At 64.1% G+C, this 14,058-nt stretch carries 15 protein-coding genes; 10 read left to right on the top strand and 5 right to left on the bottom strand.

Features of this window, described 5'->3' with window-relative positions:
• Window positions 1–5: 5 nt before the first annotated feature.
• The 3 genes from D6B98_RS15335 to D6B98_RS15325 form a co-directional block, all read right to left on the bottom strand.
• Entirely contained in the window at window positions 6–623 is a 618-nt protein-coding gene (locus tag D6B98_RS15335) for a hypothetical protein (protein WP_126257834.1), read from the bottom strand.
• Window positions 624–728: 105 nt separating this feature from the next.
• Complete coding sequence (gene gpt, locus D6B98_RS15330; RefSeq protein ID WP_063195254.1) at window positions 729–1,256, bottom strand: xanthine phosphoribosyltransferase; 528 nt, start codon at window positions 1,254–1,256, stop codon at window positions 729–731.
• Between the two features lie 42 nt (window positions 1,257–1,298).
• Complete coding sequence (locus D6B98_RS15325; RefSeq protein ID WP_126257833.1) at window positions 1,299–2,036, bottom strand: competence/damage-inducible protein A; 738 nt, start codon at window positions 2,034–2,036, stop codon at window positions 1,299–1,301.
• A 279-nt stretch (window positions 2,037–2,315) separates the two neighbouring features.
• Here D6B98_RS15325 and D6B98_RS15320 point away from each other — a divergent pair, with 279 nt between their 5' ends.
• The 7 genes from D6B98_RS15320 to D6B98_RS15290 all read left to right on the top strand — a co-directional run bounded on the left by D6B98_RS15320 (window position 2,316) and on the right by D6B98_RS15290 (window position 9,478).
• Window positions 2,316–3,734 (top strand): circularly permuted type 2 ATP-grasp protein, encoded by a 1,419-nt coding sequence (locus D6B98_RS15320; RefSeq protein ID WP_126257832.1) that lies wholly within the window; start codon window positions 2,316–2,318, stop codon window positions 3,732–3,734.
• Window positions 3,735–3,738: 4 nt separating this feature from the next.
• Window positions 3,739–4,683: an alpha-E domain-containing protein gene (locus D6B98_RS15315; RefSeq protein WP_126257831.1), complete on the top strand. Its 945-nt coding sequence runs from the start codon at window positions 3,739–3,741 to the stop codon at window positions 4,681–4,683.
• Window positions 4,684–4,851: 168 nt separating this feature from the next.
• Window positions 4,852–5,700 carry a transglutaminase family protein gene (locus D6B98_RS15310; RefSeq protein ID WP_126257830.1) on the top strand — a complete coding sequence of 283 codons (849 nt, stop codon included), beginning with the start codon at window positions 4,852–4,854 and terminating at the stop codon, window positions 5,698–5,700.
• Window positions 5,701–5,768: 68 nt separating this feature from the next.
• On the top strand, window positions 5,769–6,176 hold the full coding sequence (locus tag D6B98_RS15305; protein WP_028141193.1) for a carboxymuconolactone decarboxylase family protein: 408 nt from the start codon (window positions 5,769–5,771) through the stop codon (window positions 6,174–6,176).
• A 191-nt stretch (window positions 6,177–6,367) separates the two neighbouring features.
• Window positions 6,368–7,126 carry a proteasome-type protease gene (locus D6B98_RS15300; protein ID WP_126257829.1) on the top strand — a complete coding sequence of 253 codons (759 nt, stop codon included), beginning with the start codon at window positions 6,368–6,370 and terminating at the stop codon, window positions 7,124–7,126.
• Between the two features lie 24 nt (window positions 7,127–7,150).
• Window positions 7,151–7,909, top strand: a complete 759-nt coding sequence (locus D6B98_RS15295) for an SDR family oxidoreductase (RefSeq protein WP_100231326.1) — start codon at window positions 7,151–7,153, stop codon at window positions 7,907–7,909.
• 318 nt (window positions 7,910–8,227) lie between these two features.
• On the top strand, window positions 8,228–9,478 hold the full coding sequence (locus tag D6B98_RS15290; RefSeq protein ID WP_126257828.1) for a NupC/NupG family nucleoside CNT transporter: 1,251 nt from the start codon (window positions 8,228–8,230) through the stop codon (window positions 9,476–9,478).
• 134 nt (window positions 9,479–9,612) lie between these two features.
• On the opposite strand, the gene D6B98_RS15285 is transcribed toward D6B98_RS15290, so the two are convergent.
• Window positions 9,613–10,140 carry a cupin domain-containing protein gene (locus D6B98_RS15285; RefSeq protein ID WP_126257827.1) on the bottom strand — a complete coding sequence of 176 codons (528 nt, stop codon included), beginning with the start codon at window positions 10,138–10,140 and terminating at the stop codon, window positions 9,613–9,615.
• A 221-nt stretch (window positions 10,141–10,361) separates the two neighbouring features.
• On the opposite strand from D6B98_RS15285, the gene D6B98_RS15280 reads away from it, so the two are divergent.
• Entirely contained in the window at window positions 10,362–12,491 is a 2,130-nt protein-coding gene (locus D6B98_RS15280; protein ID WP_126257826.1) for an O-linked N-acetylglucosamine transferase, SPINDLY family protein, read from the top strand.
• A gap of 325 nt (window positions 12,492–12,816) precedes the next feature.
• Here the strand turns inward: D6B98_RS15280 and D6B98_RS15275 are convergent, their stop codons facing one another.
• On the bottom strand, window positions 12,817–13,104 hold the full coding sequence (locus D6B98_RS15275; RefSeq protein WP_049820194.1) for an usg protein: 288 nt from the start codon (window positions 13,102–13,104) through the stop codon (window positions 12,817–12,819).
• Window positions 13,105–13,483: 379 nt separating this feature from the next.
• Here D6B98_RS15275 and groES point away from each other — a divergent pair, with 379 nt between their 5' ends.
• Both groES and D6B98_RS15265 read left to right on the top strand, forming a co-directional pair.
• Window positions 13,484–13,798: a co-chaperone GroES gene (gene groES / locus D6B98_RS15270; RefSeq protein WP_024340799.1), complete on the top strand. Its 315-nt coding sequence runs from the start codon at window positions 13,484–13,486 to the stop codon at window positions 13,796–13,798.
• Window positions 13,799–13,843: 45 nt separating this feature from the next.
• The coding region (locus tag D6B98_RS15265) for a TCP-1/cpn60 chaperonin family protein (RefSeq protein WP_283810156.1) at window positions 13,844–14,058 on the top strand (215 nt) is incomplete at its 3' end.

The following is a 14,058-nucleotide window of genomic DNA, read 5'->3' as shown; positions in this document are numbered from 1 at the left end:
CTCTGCTAGTCCAGAGCGGTCGGATGCAGCGCCGGCCGATATCCGGCGCTCAGCGCCCGCAATGTGGACGGAGGCGTCAGCAACATCGGGCTCTCCGGCTCGCGCTCGGTGCGGGCATAGCCGGCGGGCGACCATAGCAACGGCCGGCCTTTCGCTATGAGATAGCTCTGCTCGCCCTGCTGCACCATCGCGCCATCGGGCAAGTCTGCGAGCGGCACCTGCAGCGCGTGCATGCGCTTGCGGCCGTGGTCCAGACGCTCCCGATGCAGCTGGGCGTCCATTGCCTTTGCGCTCACCTTGCTTGCGCCATTGCCTCGCTCCCATGCCGCGCGGAAGCGGTTGGCATCGTGGCGGCGGCAGAAGAAGCAGGGGCGGTGCCCTGCGGCAAGGGCGGTGGCTTCGTCGAGAAAGAACAGCTCGGTCCAGCTCCGCCGCGCCATCACCGGTCGCCGCCAGCCGCGGAATTCGCATAGGCAGGTGATCCAGGCCGGCGACGACCAGCGCTTCTTCAGCAGCGTCTTCGTCGCGGGATCGTGGATGATGCCGCGATTGCCGGTGAACATGCCGCGATGCGGAGTGGCGATGATGTCGCCTGTGGGCGCGACGCGGTTTTGCAGGGGCATGGGGCGACTATTCTGCTGTCGTCATTCCGGGATGGTCCGAAGGACCAGACCCGGAATCTCGAGATTCCGGGTTCGATGCTTCGCATCGCCCCGGAATGACTCCCCCTACGCCGCCCCGTCGCGCAGCGGCGGGTGATAGGACAAGGCGGTATCCCAGGGGAAGAAGATCCAGGTGTCCTGCGAGACTTCCGTGATGAAGGTGTCGACCAGCGGGCGGCCCTTCGGCTTGGCGTAGACGGTTGCGAAATGCGCATCGGGCAGCATCTCGCGCACCAGCCGGCCGGTCTTGCCGGTGTCGACGAGGTCGTCGACGATCAACAGCCCCTTGCCGGTGCCGCCGCCTAGTTTCATCGCCTGTTCCGAAATGCCCTTGAGGACCTGGAGCTCGCCCTGCTTGTCGTGATCGTAGCTGGCGATACAGACCGTATCGATCACGCGCACGCCAAGCTCGCGCGCCACGATCGCGGCCGGCACGAGGCCGCCGCGCGTGATCGCGATCACCGCGTGGAACGGACCGACCTCGTTGAGCCGCCAGGTCAGCGCCCGGCAATCCCGGTGGAATTGGTCCCACGAGACCGGAAAGGCCCTGCCCGCCCGCTCCTGTGCGCTCAGTTCCGGTGCTTCACCAGCCATTGTCGTCTCCTGCGTCGTAAAACGTCCAGCAAGCCGCCGGCTTTAACGGCTGACGTTCAATCCTGCCAGCATCTCCTTCACCGCAGCCATCGCTGCCGTCAGCTTCTCGGGATCGCGCGAGCGTACCACCAGGTTGGTGTTCGGTTTCGAGTCCTCGTCCATGAAGGGATAGCTGCCGATGATGGTGTCGGGATGGGCGGCGGCGATCGCCCGCAGCGGACCGCCGATGTCGCCCTCGCGCGCATTGGCGCGCACCGTGTCGGAGAGCATGCGCATGCCCGACTTCAGCTTGGGCGCAACGATGTCCATCATCGCCTGCATGATCGAGGGCACGCCCGCCATGACGATGACATTGCCGATCTTGAAGCCGGGAGCGAGGATGGTCGCGCTCTGGATCAGCTCGGCACCGTCGGGGATGCGGGCCATGCGCAGGCGGGCCTCGTTGAGATCCTGCTCGCTCCAGCGCTCGCGGAAACGAGCGACGACCTCCGGGTGGTGGTCGATGCCGACCCCGAACGCCTTGGCGACGCTGTCGGCGGTGATGTCGTCATGGGTCGGCCCGATGCCGCCAGTGGTGAAGACGTAGGCGTAGCGATGCCGCAGTGCATTCAAGGCCGCGATAATGTCGGCCTCGTCGTCGGAGACGACCCGGACTTCCTTCAGGTCGATGCCGATATTGGTCAGGTATTCGGCGATGAAACCGATATTCTTGTCCTTGGTTCGGCCGGACAGGATCTCGTCGCCAATGACCAGAATGCCCGCCGTGACGATCTCGCTCATAACTTAAGTCCCTCACCTGTAGCGTCGACTTTGCCGGGGTAACGCGTTGAAGTCACGCGGTTTTGCTGCCGAAATAAGCAGTCCTCCGCCATTTTTTCGGGCAAGCCGCCGGCCACCCCAGGCAAATGCTGCCAGTCCATGCTTATCGCGCTGGCCCGGCCCTTGCTACCACATGAAAGTCATGCACTCTTGCCGCATGGCCACAGGACGTTGCGGTCTTCAACAAGGCCTTGCGGCCTGTGCAATGGCGCAACGCCTTGCGGAGACAAGTCGGGATCTATGGCAGTCGCGTTTGATGAAATGAACATTCCCGGCGGGGACCTTCGCCCCGCCTATCAGGAGCTGGCGCGCTGGCTCAAGGAGACGCCTCCCGAGGCGCTCGAATATCGCCGCCAGGAGGCCGAGCTCCTGTTCCGCCGGATCGGCATCACCTTCGCGGTCTACGGCGAGGCCGAGTCCACCGAGCGCCTGATCCCGTTCGACGTGATCCCGCGGATCATGTCCGGCAGGGAATGGACGTTGCTGGAGAAGGGCCTGAAGCAGCGCGTGCGCGCACTCAACATGTTCCTGCGCGACATCTATCACGGCCGCGACATCCTCCGCGCCGAAATCGTGCCTGACGACTTGATCTTCCAGAATCCGGTGTTCCGGCCCGAGATGAACGGCCAGCAAGTGCCGCACGACGTCTATGTGCACATCGCCGGCATCGATATCGTCCGCGTCGATGCCGAGGACTTCATCGTGCTGGAGGACAATGCCCGCACGCCCTCGGGCGTGTCCTACATGCTGGAAAACCGCGAGATCATGATGCGGCTGTTTCCGGACCTGTTCGCCCGCCACAGGGTGGCGCCGGTCGAGCGCTATCCGGATGAGCTGCTCGCCGCGCTCCGCTCGGTCGCGCCGCAAAGCGCGTCCAGCGAGCCGACGGTGGCCCTGCTCACGCCCGGCGTCTACAACTCGGCCTATTACGAGCACTCCTTCCTGGCCGACAAGCTCGGCATCGAGCTGGTCGAGGGCCGCGATCTCATCGTCAAGAACAACGAAGTGTTCATGCGGACGACGGAAGGGCTGAAGCGGGTCGACGTGATCTATCGCCGCGTCGACGACGACTTCCTCGATCCCCTCACCTTCCGTCCCGATTCCGTACTCGGCGTGCCCGGGTTGATGTCGGCCTATGCGGCCGGCAACATCACGCTCGCCAACGCGGTCGGCACCGGCATTGCCGACGACAAGGCGATCTACTCCTACATGCCGGACATCGTGAAATTCTATCTCGGCGAGGAGCCGATCCTGAAGAACGTGCCGACCTGGCGCTGCCGCGAGCCGAAGGATCTAGCCTACGTGCTGGACAATCTAAGCGAGCTCGTCGTCAAGGAAGTGCACGGCTCCGGCGGCTACGGCATGCTGATCGGCCCCGCTGCGACGAAAGCCACGATCGAAGCATTCCGCGAGAAGCTCAAGCGCGAGCCGGAGGGTTTCATCGCGCAGCCGACCCTGGCGCTCTCGACCTGCCCGACCTGCACGGCATCGGGCCTTGCGCCACGCCATGTCGACCTGCGGCCCTTCGTGCTCACCGGCAGCAAGAGCACCACGATCGTGCCGGGCGGCCTGACACGTGTCGCGCTGAAGGAAGGCTCCCTGGTGGTGAATTCGAGCCAGGGCGGCGGCACCAAAGACACCTGGATCCTGGACGAGTAGTCAGATGCTGTCGCGTACCGCCGAAAACCTCTACTGGCTCGCCCGCTACGTCGAACGGGCCGAATATCTCGCGCGCACCATCGACGCGACGCTGCGCGTCACCGCGCTTCCCGCCGCCTATATCGGCAAGACCAATGAATGGGACTCGGCGCTGCTCACCGCCGGCGTCGCCGCCAGCTTCTATCAGACCTACGAGGAAGCCAACGAGCACAACGTCGTCGAATACCTCTCGTTCTCCGCGGACAACCCGTCCTCGATCAGGAACTGCATCGAGTCGGCGCGGCTGAATTCGCGTTCGGTGCGCACCGCGCTGACCAGCGAGATGTGGGACACCATCAACTCGGCCTGGATCGAGCTTCAGGCGGTGTGGAGCAAGGGCGCCTCGACGCGAGAGGAGCTCGCCAAATTCCTCCGCTTCGTGCAGGAGACCTCGCTGCGCTTCGACGGCTCGGCCTACCGGACCATGCTGCGCAACGACGCCTATTGGTTCTCTCGGATGGGCGTGCACCTCGAGCGCGCCGACAACACCGCGCGCATTCTCGACGTGAAGTATCACGTGCTGCTGCCCGAGGAGGAGCATGTCGGCGGCCCGCTCGACTTCTATCAGTGGAGCTCGATCCTGCGCTCGGTCTCGGCGCTGACGGCTTATCACTGGGTCTATCGCGAGACGCTGAAGCCCTGGCTGATCGCGGACCTGCTCATCCTCAACGACACGCTGCCGCGCTCGCTGGCCAGCTGCTACGGTAATCTCGTGCGCAACCTCGACCAGATCGGCGTCGCCTATGGCCGCCAGGGCGCGGCCCAGCGCCACGCCCGCGGCATCCGCAACCGGCTGGAACACAGCAACATGAACGACATTTTCCAGCACGGCGTGCATGAATTCATTCAGGAATTCATCACGGACAATTCCAGGCTGGGCGAAATCATCACGAAGCAGTATTTGATTTGATGTCCATCGACTGACAAAATGGGATGCCGTCATGGCCGGGCTTGTCCCGGCCATCCACGTTCTTGCTTTCACGCGGCGAGGAAGAGCGTGGATGCCCGGGACAAGCCCGGGCATGACGAGTTTCTTTGCGGCAACAGTCGGGCCTCACAACCAACGACACGGTCCACCATGCGCCTGCGAATCCTGCACACCACGACCTATCGCTACGAGCCGCCGGCCACGAGCGTGATCCAGATCCTGCGCATGACTCCCGGCAGCCATGACGGGCAATATGTGGCGGAATGGCAGATCGACGTCTCCACCGACACCAAGCTCGACACGCATGAGGATGCGTTCGGCAACGTCACCCACGTGCTGTCCTGCGGGCCCGTCGGCGACATCCAGATCACGGCCGAAGGGCTGATCGAGACCCACGATACCGGCGGCGTGCTGCGAGGCGCCGACGAACGCTTTCCGGCGGGCATGTTCCTGCGCTCGACCGACCTCACCTCCGTCAATCCGGCGATGACGGCGGTTGCGCGTCAGTTGCGCAGCGAGGCCGAGAGCGACACGCTCGGCTTCCTGCATACGCTGATGACTGAGATTGCCGACCACATGACGTTCGACGAGGACCCGACCCATAGCGGCACCTCGGCGGCGGAGGCGTTCACGCTCAAGCGCGGGGTGTGCCAGGACTACGCGCACATCTTCATAGCCTGCGCCCGCGCCGGCGGCGTGCCGGCGCGCTTCGTCTCCGGCCACTTCCTGCGCGCGGACGGTCTGTTGCATCAGGACGCCGGGCACGCCTGGGCGGAAGCCTTTGTGCCCGATCTCGGCTGGGTCGGCTTCGATCCCGCCAACAGCATCTGCGCCACCGACGCCCATGTCCGCGTCGCGATCGGGCTCGACTATCTCGGCGCGGCCCCGGTGCGCGGCACCCGCTATGGCGGCGGCACGGAGACGCTGACGGTGGCCGTGAAGGTCGAGCAGGCCGGCCGCGGCGGGCCGTCGCAATCGCAATCCCAGCGGCAGGGCTAGGCGCCGCCGTCCGAACACATGGGTCGTGCTACACTCGCGAGGATCAGACCTGCCCCGCGAGGTACCACATGGCAACCGTCAAGCTGCTTTCGGACGATGAACTCTCCACCGAAGCGCGCGCCGTCTTCGACGATATCCGCAAGGTGCGGAAGTCGGACTTCGTCAACAATTTCTGGCGCGCGCTGGCGCATGATCCGAAGACGCTGCGGCGGACCTGGGAGAGCATCAAGGAGGTGATGGCGCCCGGCGCGCTCGATCCCAAGGTCAAGGAAATGCTTTACGTGGCGGTCTCGATCGCGCATGGCTGCAGCTACTGCATTCATTCGCACACCGCCGCCGCACGAGCCAAGGGCATGACCGAGGCCGAATATGCCGAGATGCTCGCCATCGTCGGCATGGCCGCGGAGACCAACCGGCTGGTCACGGCGCTCGGCGTGCCCGTCGACGAGGCGTTTCTGGTCGATGCAGCGGATTGAACGACAAGGATGACTGTCATTCCGGGGCGCGCACAGCGCGAACCCGGAATCCATCGGGCCACAGAGTTCGTGGATGAATGGATTCCGGGCTCGCGACTTCGTCGCGCCCCGGAATGACGGCCGGAATCGGGGGTTGGAGCGGCCCTTGAAATTGGCTAGTAATTCCGCGCAAACGCGTTCGAGGAATGGAAATGACCTATTGCTGCGGAATTCTGGTTCGGGACGGTCTGGTGATGATCGCCGACACCCGCACCAATGCCGGCCTCGACAACGTCTCGACCTTCCGCAAGCTCCACATCTTCTCCAAGCCCGGCGAACGCATCATGGCGATCGCCAGCGCCGGCAACCTCGCCATCAGCCAGTCGGTGCTCTCCACGCTGACCGAAGGCCTGGAGGACCCCAATACGGGCGAGCTCGAGACGCTGATGAACGCGCCGACCATGTTCCAGGCCGCCCAGCGCATCGGCCGGGCGATCCGGGCGGTGCACGCCACCGAAGGCCCTGCCTTGAAGTCCGAGGACGTGTCCTTCGACGTCTCCTTCCTGTTCGGCGGCCAGATCAAGGGCTCGCGGATGCGCCTGTTCATGGTCTACACCGCCGGCAATTTCATCGAGTGCACCACCGACACGCCCTACCTGCAGATCGGCGAGCACAAATACGGCAAGCCGGTGCTCGATCGTGCCATGCATTACGACGTCGAGCTCTACGAGGCGCTGAAGACCGGCCTGATCTCGATGGACTCGACGATGCGCTCCAATCTCGGTGTCGGCCTGCCGATCGACGTGCTGGTGGTGCGCTCGGACGCCTGCGAGGCCGATCTCAACCACCGCATCGAGGCGGGCGAGCCCTATTTCCACGACCTGCGCTCGCGCTGGTCGGCGGCGCTGCGCGCAGCGCATCAGAACATTCCGCGGCCGCCCTACAAAAACGAAAAAGAACCGAAAACCTGACAACGTGAGAAAAGGCAGGAAACGATGAGTGAAGCAAAAAAGATCGCCGTGGTGACGGGCGCCGGCACCGGCGTCGGGCGCGCGGCCTCGCTGGCGCTGATGAATACCGGCTTCACCGTGGTGCTCACCGGGCGCCGGCTCGACATGCTCGAGGAGACCGCAAAGCTCGGCCCGGCGGGAAAAAGCCTGTGCGTCACCGCCGACATGACCAAGCCGGATTCCATCGCCGCGCTGTTCGACAAGGTGAAGGCGACCTATGGCCGCCTCGACGTGCTGTTCAACAATGCCGGCATGGGCGCGCCAGCCGTGAACTTCGAGGATCTCAGCCTCGAGCAGTGGCAGGCGGTGGTGAACACCAACCTCACCGGGCCGTTCCTGTGCACCCAGCACGCCTTCCGCATCATGAAGGACCAGACCCCGCGCGGCGGCCGCATCATCAACAACGGCTCGATCTCGGCGCATGCGCCGCGGCCGTTCTCGGCGGCCTACACCTCGACCAAGCACGCCATCACCGGCCTGACCAAGGCCAGCAACCTCGACGGCCGCATGTACGACATCGCGGTCGGCCAGGTCGATATCGGCAATGCCGCGACGCCGATGACCGACCGCATGGTCAACGGTCCCGGCGTGCTGCAGCCGGACGGCACCACCAAGCACGAGCCGCGCATGGACGCCAAGGCTGTCGGCGATGCCGTGGCCTATATGGCCAGCCTGCCGCTCGATGCCAACGTGCTGACCATGACGGTGATGGCCACCAAGATGCCGTTCGTCGGACGGGGCTGATCTCAAAAACTGAAAAACAACCCCATGCACAGTAGGGATCTCATTGATTCCGCTGTGCTCTGTCCGTGCCCTCCTTGCGGGCAGCAATCCGGGGCATCGGTCTCGTGCCCCGGACGCAGCGCGGCATACGATCACGCTGCCGAGCCGGGGGCCATGCCTCCGCGATCTCGTTCCTGGTCTCCTGGGTCCCGGCTCTGCGCTGCAACGCTGACGCGTTGCAGCTTGTCCGGGACACGAGACCTCGGCCGCGTCCCGGACCGCCCGGCATTGCCTTTGCAGCGCAGCCGCGGCCATAATCATTGGGGGTTTGGGGACATCATGCTGCGCTTGCAATCGGCACTCGGCATTTTCGTATTGCTGTTGATCGCCTTCGCATTGGCGGAGAACCGGCGCGCCGTGTCGCTGCGACAGGCGGCGGTCGGGCTCGTCGTCACCTTCGCCACTGCGATCGTGCTGCTGAAGCTGCCGGTCGTCGCGCATGCCTTTGGCGCCATCAATGACGCGGTCGGTGCGATCTCCGCGGCCTCGCGCGCCGGGTCCGCCTTCGTGTTCGGCTATATCGGCGGCGGCCCCCTGCCCTTCGATGTCAAGGTGCCGGGCGCCGATTTCATCCTGGCGTTCCAGGCGCTGCCGATCGTGCTGGTCATGAGCGTGCTGACGACGCTGCTGTTCCACTGGCGCGTGCTGCCGCCAATCGTGCGCGGCATGGCCTGGCTGCTGGAGCGAACGCTCGGCGTCGGCGGCGCGGTGGGCCTGTCGACGGCCGCCAACATCTTTCTCGGCATGGTCGAGGCCCCGCTGTTCGTGCGGCCCTACCTCAAGCAGATGACGCGCAGCGAATTGTTCCTGGTGATGACCGGCGGCATGGCCGGCATCGCCGGCACGGTACTGGTGCTCTATGCGACGCTGCTTGCTCCCCTCATCCCCGACGCCGCCGCGCATTTCGTGATCGCCTCCGTGCTGGGCGCGCCGGCCGCGATCCTCGTCAGCCTGATCATGGTGCCTGAAATCTCGGACAAGCGCACCGGCGGCGTGCTTGAAGATCCCGAGATGGACGTGTCCGGCACGATGGACGCGATCGTGAAGGGCACCACCGCCGGCCTCGAGCTGCTGCTCAACATCGTCGCCATGCTGCTGGTGCTGGTGGCGCTGGTCTATCTCGTCAATGCCATGCTCGGCCTGCTGCCTGAGATCGGCGGCGCCGCGATCTCCTTGCAACGGCTGCTGGGCCTGGTGATGGCGCCGGTGTGCTGGCTGATGGGATTGCCGTGGGATCAGGCCGTCACCGCCGGCAGCCTGATGGGCACCAAGACCGTGCTCAACGAGTTGATTGCCTATGTCGACTTCTCGAAGCTGCCGCCCAGCGCGCTCGATCCGCGCTCGCGCCTGATCATGCTCTACGCGATGTGCGGCTTCGCCAATTTCGCCAGCCTCGGCATCATGATCGGCGGCCTAGGGGTGATGGCGCCGGAGCGGCGCGAGGAGATCAACGCGCTCGGGCTGAAGTCGATCGTGTCGGGAACGCTGACCACGTGCGTGATGGGCGCGGTGGTGGGGGTGGTGGCGTAGGTCTCTCCGCCGTCATTGCGAGGAGCCCTTGCGACGAAGCAATCCAGACCGTTCCCGCAGATGAATTTCTGGATTGCTTCGCTTCGCTCGCAATGACGAGTGGACAGAGATAGGTGCGCGTTTCGGACAGCTCCCTACGCCTTCAACTCCACCGTTCTGAACTCCGCCGGCAAGATCACCTCCAGCAGCTCGACGTCATCGGAGTAATCCAGGATCATGTGCTTGATCTTCGGCGGCTGGGTCCAGGCGCTGCCTTCCTTCATCAGCGTCTCGCCCTGCCCGTCCATGTAGGTCTTCACCCAGCCCTTGAGCACGTAGACCATCTGGAATTCGACGTCGTGGAAGTGCAGCTTCGAGACCTCGGCCGGATTGCAGGGGCCCTGCAGGCGGATCACATGCGCCTGCGCGAGACCGTGGGTGGCCTCGGCAATGCCGAGGTCGCGGTATTTCGCGTAGGCGCGCAGGCCGTCGGCCTTGAAGTCTTCCTCGCGGTGATGGCTGATGGCGATGCGTTGCCGCGGGCGCGCGGGCTTTTTCGGCGCCACAATGCGTGCCTTCGCCTTGACCGCCTTGCGCGCCGAGGATCGCGCCGCGGCCTTTGCGCCGCTGCGCTTCTTCACCGCGGCCTTCGTTGCGGGTCTTGATGCCTTTTGCTTGGCCATTGTCTGCCTCCCTGATCTGAGCCGCGCCCGCCGAACGGGGGACAACCCGAAGGCAGATTATCCAGTCTTGGACGAGGCAGCAATTGCGGGCGCAAGGGCCCGTCACTCCATGTCCAATCAAGTCGTAGCTTGCCCCAAGCTGTCGTGGCGGACGGCCGGCGTCTCGTATTGGTTCTCACGCTGAATTAGTCTCGCCCCTGAGATTCTGGGGGAATTGATTCATGGGCGGCAGCGTAGGCCAGCGTGCATTTCAAAATGCCCGGCTTCAGAAACGACAAAAGGCCGAAGTGCTGCCATTGCTCGGGCACGCACTCCAGCTGCACAAGATGGGACTCCTGCCGGAGGCCCAGGCCGCCTATCGCCAGCTCCTGCAGCTCGCACCCAAGCAATTCATCGCGCTGCACATGCTCGGCATTTTGGAATCCGATGCCAAAAACTATCAGCAAGCCGAAATCCTGCTGAGCCGGGCGGTCGCCGTCGATCCGCGGTCGGCCGACGCTCATATGAGCCTGGGCGTCGCCCTCAACGGACTACGGCGTCACGAGGAGGCCTGCGCGAGCTATCGAAAAGCCCTCGCCTTGCGACGCAACCACGCGCTAACCCTGTCCAATCTCGGCAATGCGAGCGTCGCCCTCGACCGTCACGACGAGGCGCTGCACAGCTACGACAAGGCGCTCGTGCTCAACCCAGGGCTTGCCGAAGCCCATAATGGCCGGGGCTGGGCGCTCTGCCGTCAGCGCAACTATGACGAGGCCGTCGCGAGCCTGAACCGCGCGCTCTCGATCAAGCCCGACTATGCGGCGGCGCTCGCGAACCGCGCCATCGCTTTGCGGGAACTCCAGCGATTTGACGAAGCCCTGGCAGACGGCGATCGGGCCATCGCGCTGGCCCCCGACGACGCGAATGGATGGATCGCGCGGGCCGGTGTCCTGCTCCAGATCCAGCAAATTGCCAAGGCATCGCACGATTGCGAGAAGGCCCTCGCGATCGCTCCCGATTCCATTCAAGCTCACTTGGTACTGGGCCTTTGTCTCGCCGGACTTGGGCGGGTCGAGGAAGCCCTCGCCAGCTTCGACAGAGCCCTCGACATCCAGCCTGACCTTCAGAGCGCGATCTCCAACAAGATATTCACGCTGGATTTCATGGCGGATGCCGGCGTCGAGCAGCATCAACAGGCGCGGCAATTATGGTGGGAGCGGATCGGCGCGAAGATCGCCTCGGAAGCGGCGGGACCGCATGACAACAGCCGCGAGGCGGATCGCCGTCTGGTGCTCGGCTATGTCTCGTCGGACTTCAACGCGCATTCGGCCGCGTTCATTTTCAAGCCGGTGCTGCAGCACCATGACCGGGCCCAGTTCGAGATCGTGTGCTATTCCTGTTCGTCCAAACTGGACGCGACGACCCGGGAATTTCAGGGGATCGCCGACCGCTGGCGCGATGCCTCGCAATGGACCGACGATCGCCTCGCCGCGGAGATCCGCGCCGATGGCGTCGATATCTTGATCGATCTGTCCGGCCACACCAGGGGAAACCGCCTCAGCGTGTTTGCGCGCAAGCCGGCCCCGATCCAGGTGCACGGCTGGGGCCACGGCACGGGGACCGGGCTGCCGACCATCGATTATTTGTTCTCGGACCCCGTCGCGATTCCTTCGACGGTCCGGCATTTGTTTGCGGAGACTGTTGTCGACCTGCCCTGCTTCGTGACACTGACGCCACTGCCGGCCGGGATCGACCGCGCGCCGACCCCGGCGATCGCGAACGGATTCGTCACATTCGGTGTCTTCAACCGCATCAGCAAGATCTCGGACGAGGCAGCAAAGGTCTGGGCCAGGATTCTCGAACGGGTGCCGGGTTCGCGCCTGCTGATCAAGGACGTTGCGCTGGACGATCAACTGGTCCGCGACAATCTGCTGGCGCGGTTTGCGGCTTGCGGATTGCCGGTCGAGCGCGTCGATCTGCTCGGAGCCACCTTGCGCGACGAACATCTGGCGTCGTTCAATCGCGTCGATATCGCCCTCGACCCGTTCCCGCAGAATGGCGGCGTCAGCACGTGGGAAGCCTTGCAGATGGGCGTGCCGGTGGTGGCGAAGCTCGGCAGCAGCCTGCCCAGCCGTGCGGCCGGGTCCATCCTCACCGCACTTGGCCTGCCGGACTGGGTCGCGGACAGCGATGCGGCCTATATCGAGATCGCCACCAGCCATGCGGCCGAGATCGGCACGCTCGATCAGTTGCGCCGCGAGCTGCCCGGACGGATCAATGCTGCGGCCGCCGGCAACCCGGTCTCATACGCACGGGCGGTGGACGAGGCCTATCGCGCGATGTGGCAGCGCTATTGCAGCAGCGCCGCCTGATTTCCCCTCAAGCAATGACGGGATAGCGCGCTCGCCCGGCGCGGCTCCAACGGAGATATCGAGGAGATATCGTAGGGCAAAGCGAAGCGTGCCCACGCGTCCGTGGCCGCATTGGAAAGATCGTGGGCACGGCGCAAGGGCGCCTTTGCCCACCCTACGAGACCTATGTTCGTCTCAATGCAGCCCGGCGCAGCTCCAACGGAGTATCGAAGAGATAACGTAGGGTGGGCAAAGCGAAGCGTGCCCACGCGTCTGTGGCCGGGTTGGAAAGATCGTGGGCACGGCGCAGGGGCGCCTTTGCCCACTCTTCGAGACCTGTGTTCTCTCAATGCAGCCGGAACACGCCGTCCACGGCGCGCAGCTCGGCCGGCTTGATCAGCTTGGAATGCGCCACGGTGACCGAATGCAGGGGGCCGTCGAGCTTCTCCTGCCAGAACGCCAGGAAATCCTTCAGCGCCGGAAATTTCGGAAACATGTCGTAGTTCTGCCAGACGTAGGTCTGAAGCAGCGAGGGATGATCCGGCATCCGATAGAGGATCTGCGCCGTCGTCAGCCCGTAACCCAACATCTGTTTCCGGAAATCCTCGGAAACGGCCCCATTCCGCAGTCCCATGCCAGACCTCCTTTGCAGGAGCGCATTCAAGGGGCGGCTTGGTCGGTGTGCGCCTTACGAGCCACCCGGTACTGATGCGCTCACATGAGAGAAATGTGACGCAAACTGACAATTCATCTCAAGCCCAAAAGTTTAACAAGCTGTTGAAATTCAACGCGTTAGCAGCAGAGGACGCTCCGTGCTAATACGGGGGCGAGGCTCGGTTAACGATGGCGAGAGAAGCTGGCAATCCGAGCTTCCGAGTGCTGATTTTTTTGCTACAAACCCTTGCTCCCGCAAAATTCCTGTCCTATTTCAGCTCCGCGTGTGCTAGCACTCGCGGGCACCGATTGCTAACAATCTCAAAATCTCAACCCGAGCAAATGCTTAGGAGGACTGCATGAAATTCCGTCCGCTTCACGACCGCGTCGTGGTCAAGCGCATCGACGCAGAAGAGAAGACCGCTGGCGGCATCATCATTCCCGACACTGCCAAGGAAAAGCCCTCCCAGGGCGAAGTCGTCGCCGTTGGTCCCGGTGGCCGCGACGAATCCGGCAAGCTGATCCCGATCGACCTGAAGGTCGGCGACCGCGTGCTGTTCGGCAAGTGGTCCGGCACCGAGGTCAAGATCGACGGCCAGGACCTGCTGATCATGAAGGAGAGCGACGTGATGGGCGTTCTCGAAGTCAGCGAGTCCAAGAAGAAGGCGGCTTAAGAGCCCCTCTCCTCCCTCCAGTCAAACATCCAAGGAAAAATCCACATGGCAGCCAAAGAAGTCAAATTCTCGGTTGATGCGCGCGACAAGATGCTGCGCGGCGTCGACATTCTCGCCAACGCGGTGAAGGTCACGCTCGGCCCCAAGGGCCGCAACGTCGTGCTCGACAAGTCGTTCGGCGCTCCCCGCATCACCAAGGACGGCGTCACCGTCGCCAAGGAGATCGAGCTCGAGGACAAGTTCGAGAACATGGGCGCCCA

It is taken from the genome of Bradyrhizobium sp. LVM 105 (genome assembly GCF_003957705.1).
Taxonomy (GTDB): Bacteria; Pseudomonadota; Alphaproteobacteria; order Rhizobiales; family Xanthobacteraceae; genus Bradyrhizobium; species Bradyrhizobium frederickii.
Note: the sequence above shows the minus strand (reverse complement) of the source record. Positions and strands in the feature narration are given on the sequence as shown.

What these genes read in the sequence shown, in the direction of transcription:
- D6B98_RS15275 (WP_049820194.1), bottom strand. Translation starts at nt 13,104, where the DNA reads ATGGGACTGCGGAATGGGGCCGTTTCCGAGGATTTCCGGAAACAGATG.
- D6B98_RS15300 (WP_126257829.1), top strand. Translation starts at nt 6,368, where the DNA reads ATGACCTATTGCTGCGGAATTCTGGTTCGGGACGGTCTGGTGATGATC.
- D6B98_RS15290 (WP_126257828.1), top strand. Translation starts at nt 8,228, where the DNA reads ATGCTGCGCTTGCAATCGGCACTCGGCATTTTCGTATTGCTGTTGATC.
- D6B98_RS15285 (WP_126257827.1), bottom strand. Translation starts at nt 10,140, where the DNA reads ATGGCCAAGCAAAAGGCATCAAGACCCGCAACGAAGGCCGCGGTGAAG.
- groES (WP_024340799.1), top strand. Translation starts at nt 13,484, where the DNA reads ATGAAATTCCGTCCGCTTCACGACCGCGTCGTGGTCAAGCGCATCGAC.
- D6B98_RS15320 (WP_126257832.1), top strand. Translation starts at nt 2,316, where the DNA reads ATGGCAGTCGCGTTTGATGAAATGAACATTCCCGGCGGGGACCTTCGC.
- D6B98_RS15310 (WP_126257830.1), top strand. Translation starts at nt 4,852, where the DNA reads ATGCGCCTGCGAATCCTGCACACCACGACCTATCGCTACGAGCCGCCG.
- D6B98_RS15305 (WP_028141193.1), top strand. Translation starts at nt 5,769, where the DNA reads ATGGCAACCGTCAAGCTGCTTTCGGACGATGAACTCTCCACCGAAGCG.
- D6B98_RS15325 (WP_126257833.1), bottom strand. Translation starts at nt 2,036, where the DNA reads ATGAGCGAGATCGTCACGGCGGGCATTCTGGTCATTGGCGACGAGATC.
- D6B98_RS15335 (WP_126257834.1), bottom strand. Translation starts at nt 623, where the DNA reads ATGCCCCTGCAAAACCGCGTCGCGCCCACAGGCGACATCATCGCCACT.
- gpt (WP_063195254.1), bottom strand. Translation starts at nt 1,256, where the DNA reads ATGGCTGGTGAAGCACCGGAACTGAGCGCACAGGAGCGGGCGGGCAGG.
- D6B98_RS15315 (WP_126257831.1), top strand. Translation starts at nt 3,739, where the DNA reads ATGCTGTCGCGTACCGCCGAAAACCTCTACTGGCTCGCCCGCTACGTC.
- D6B98_RS15295 (WP_100231326.1), top strand. Translation starts at nt 7,151, where the DNA reads ATGAGTGAAGCAAAAAAGATCGCCGTGGTGACGGGCGCCGGCACCGGC.
- D6B98_RS15280 (WP_126257826.1), top strand. Translation starts at nt 10,362, where the DNA reads ATGGGCGGCAGCGTAGGCCAGCGTGCATTTCAAAATGCCCGGCTTCAG.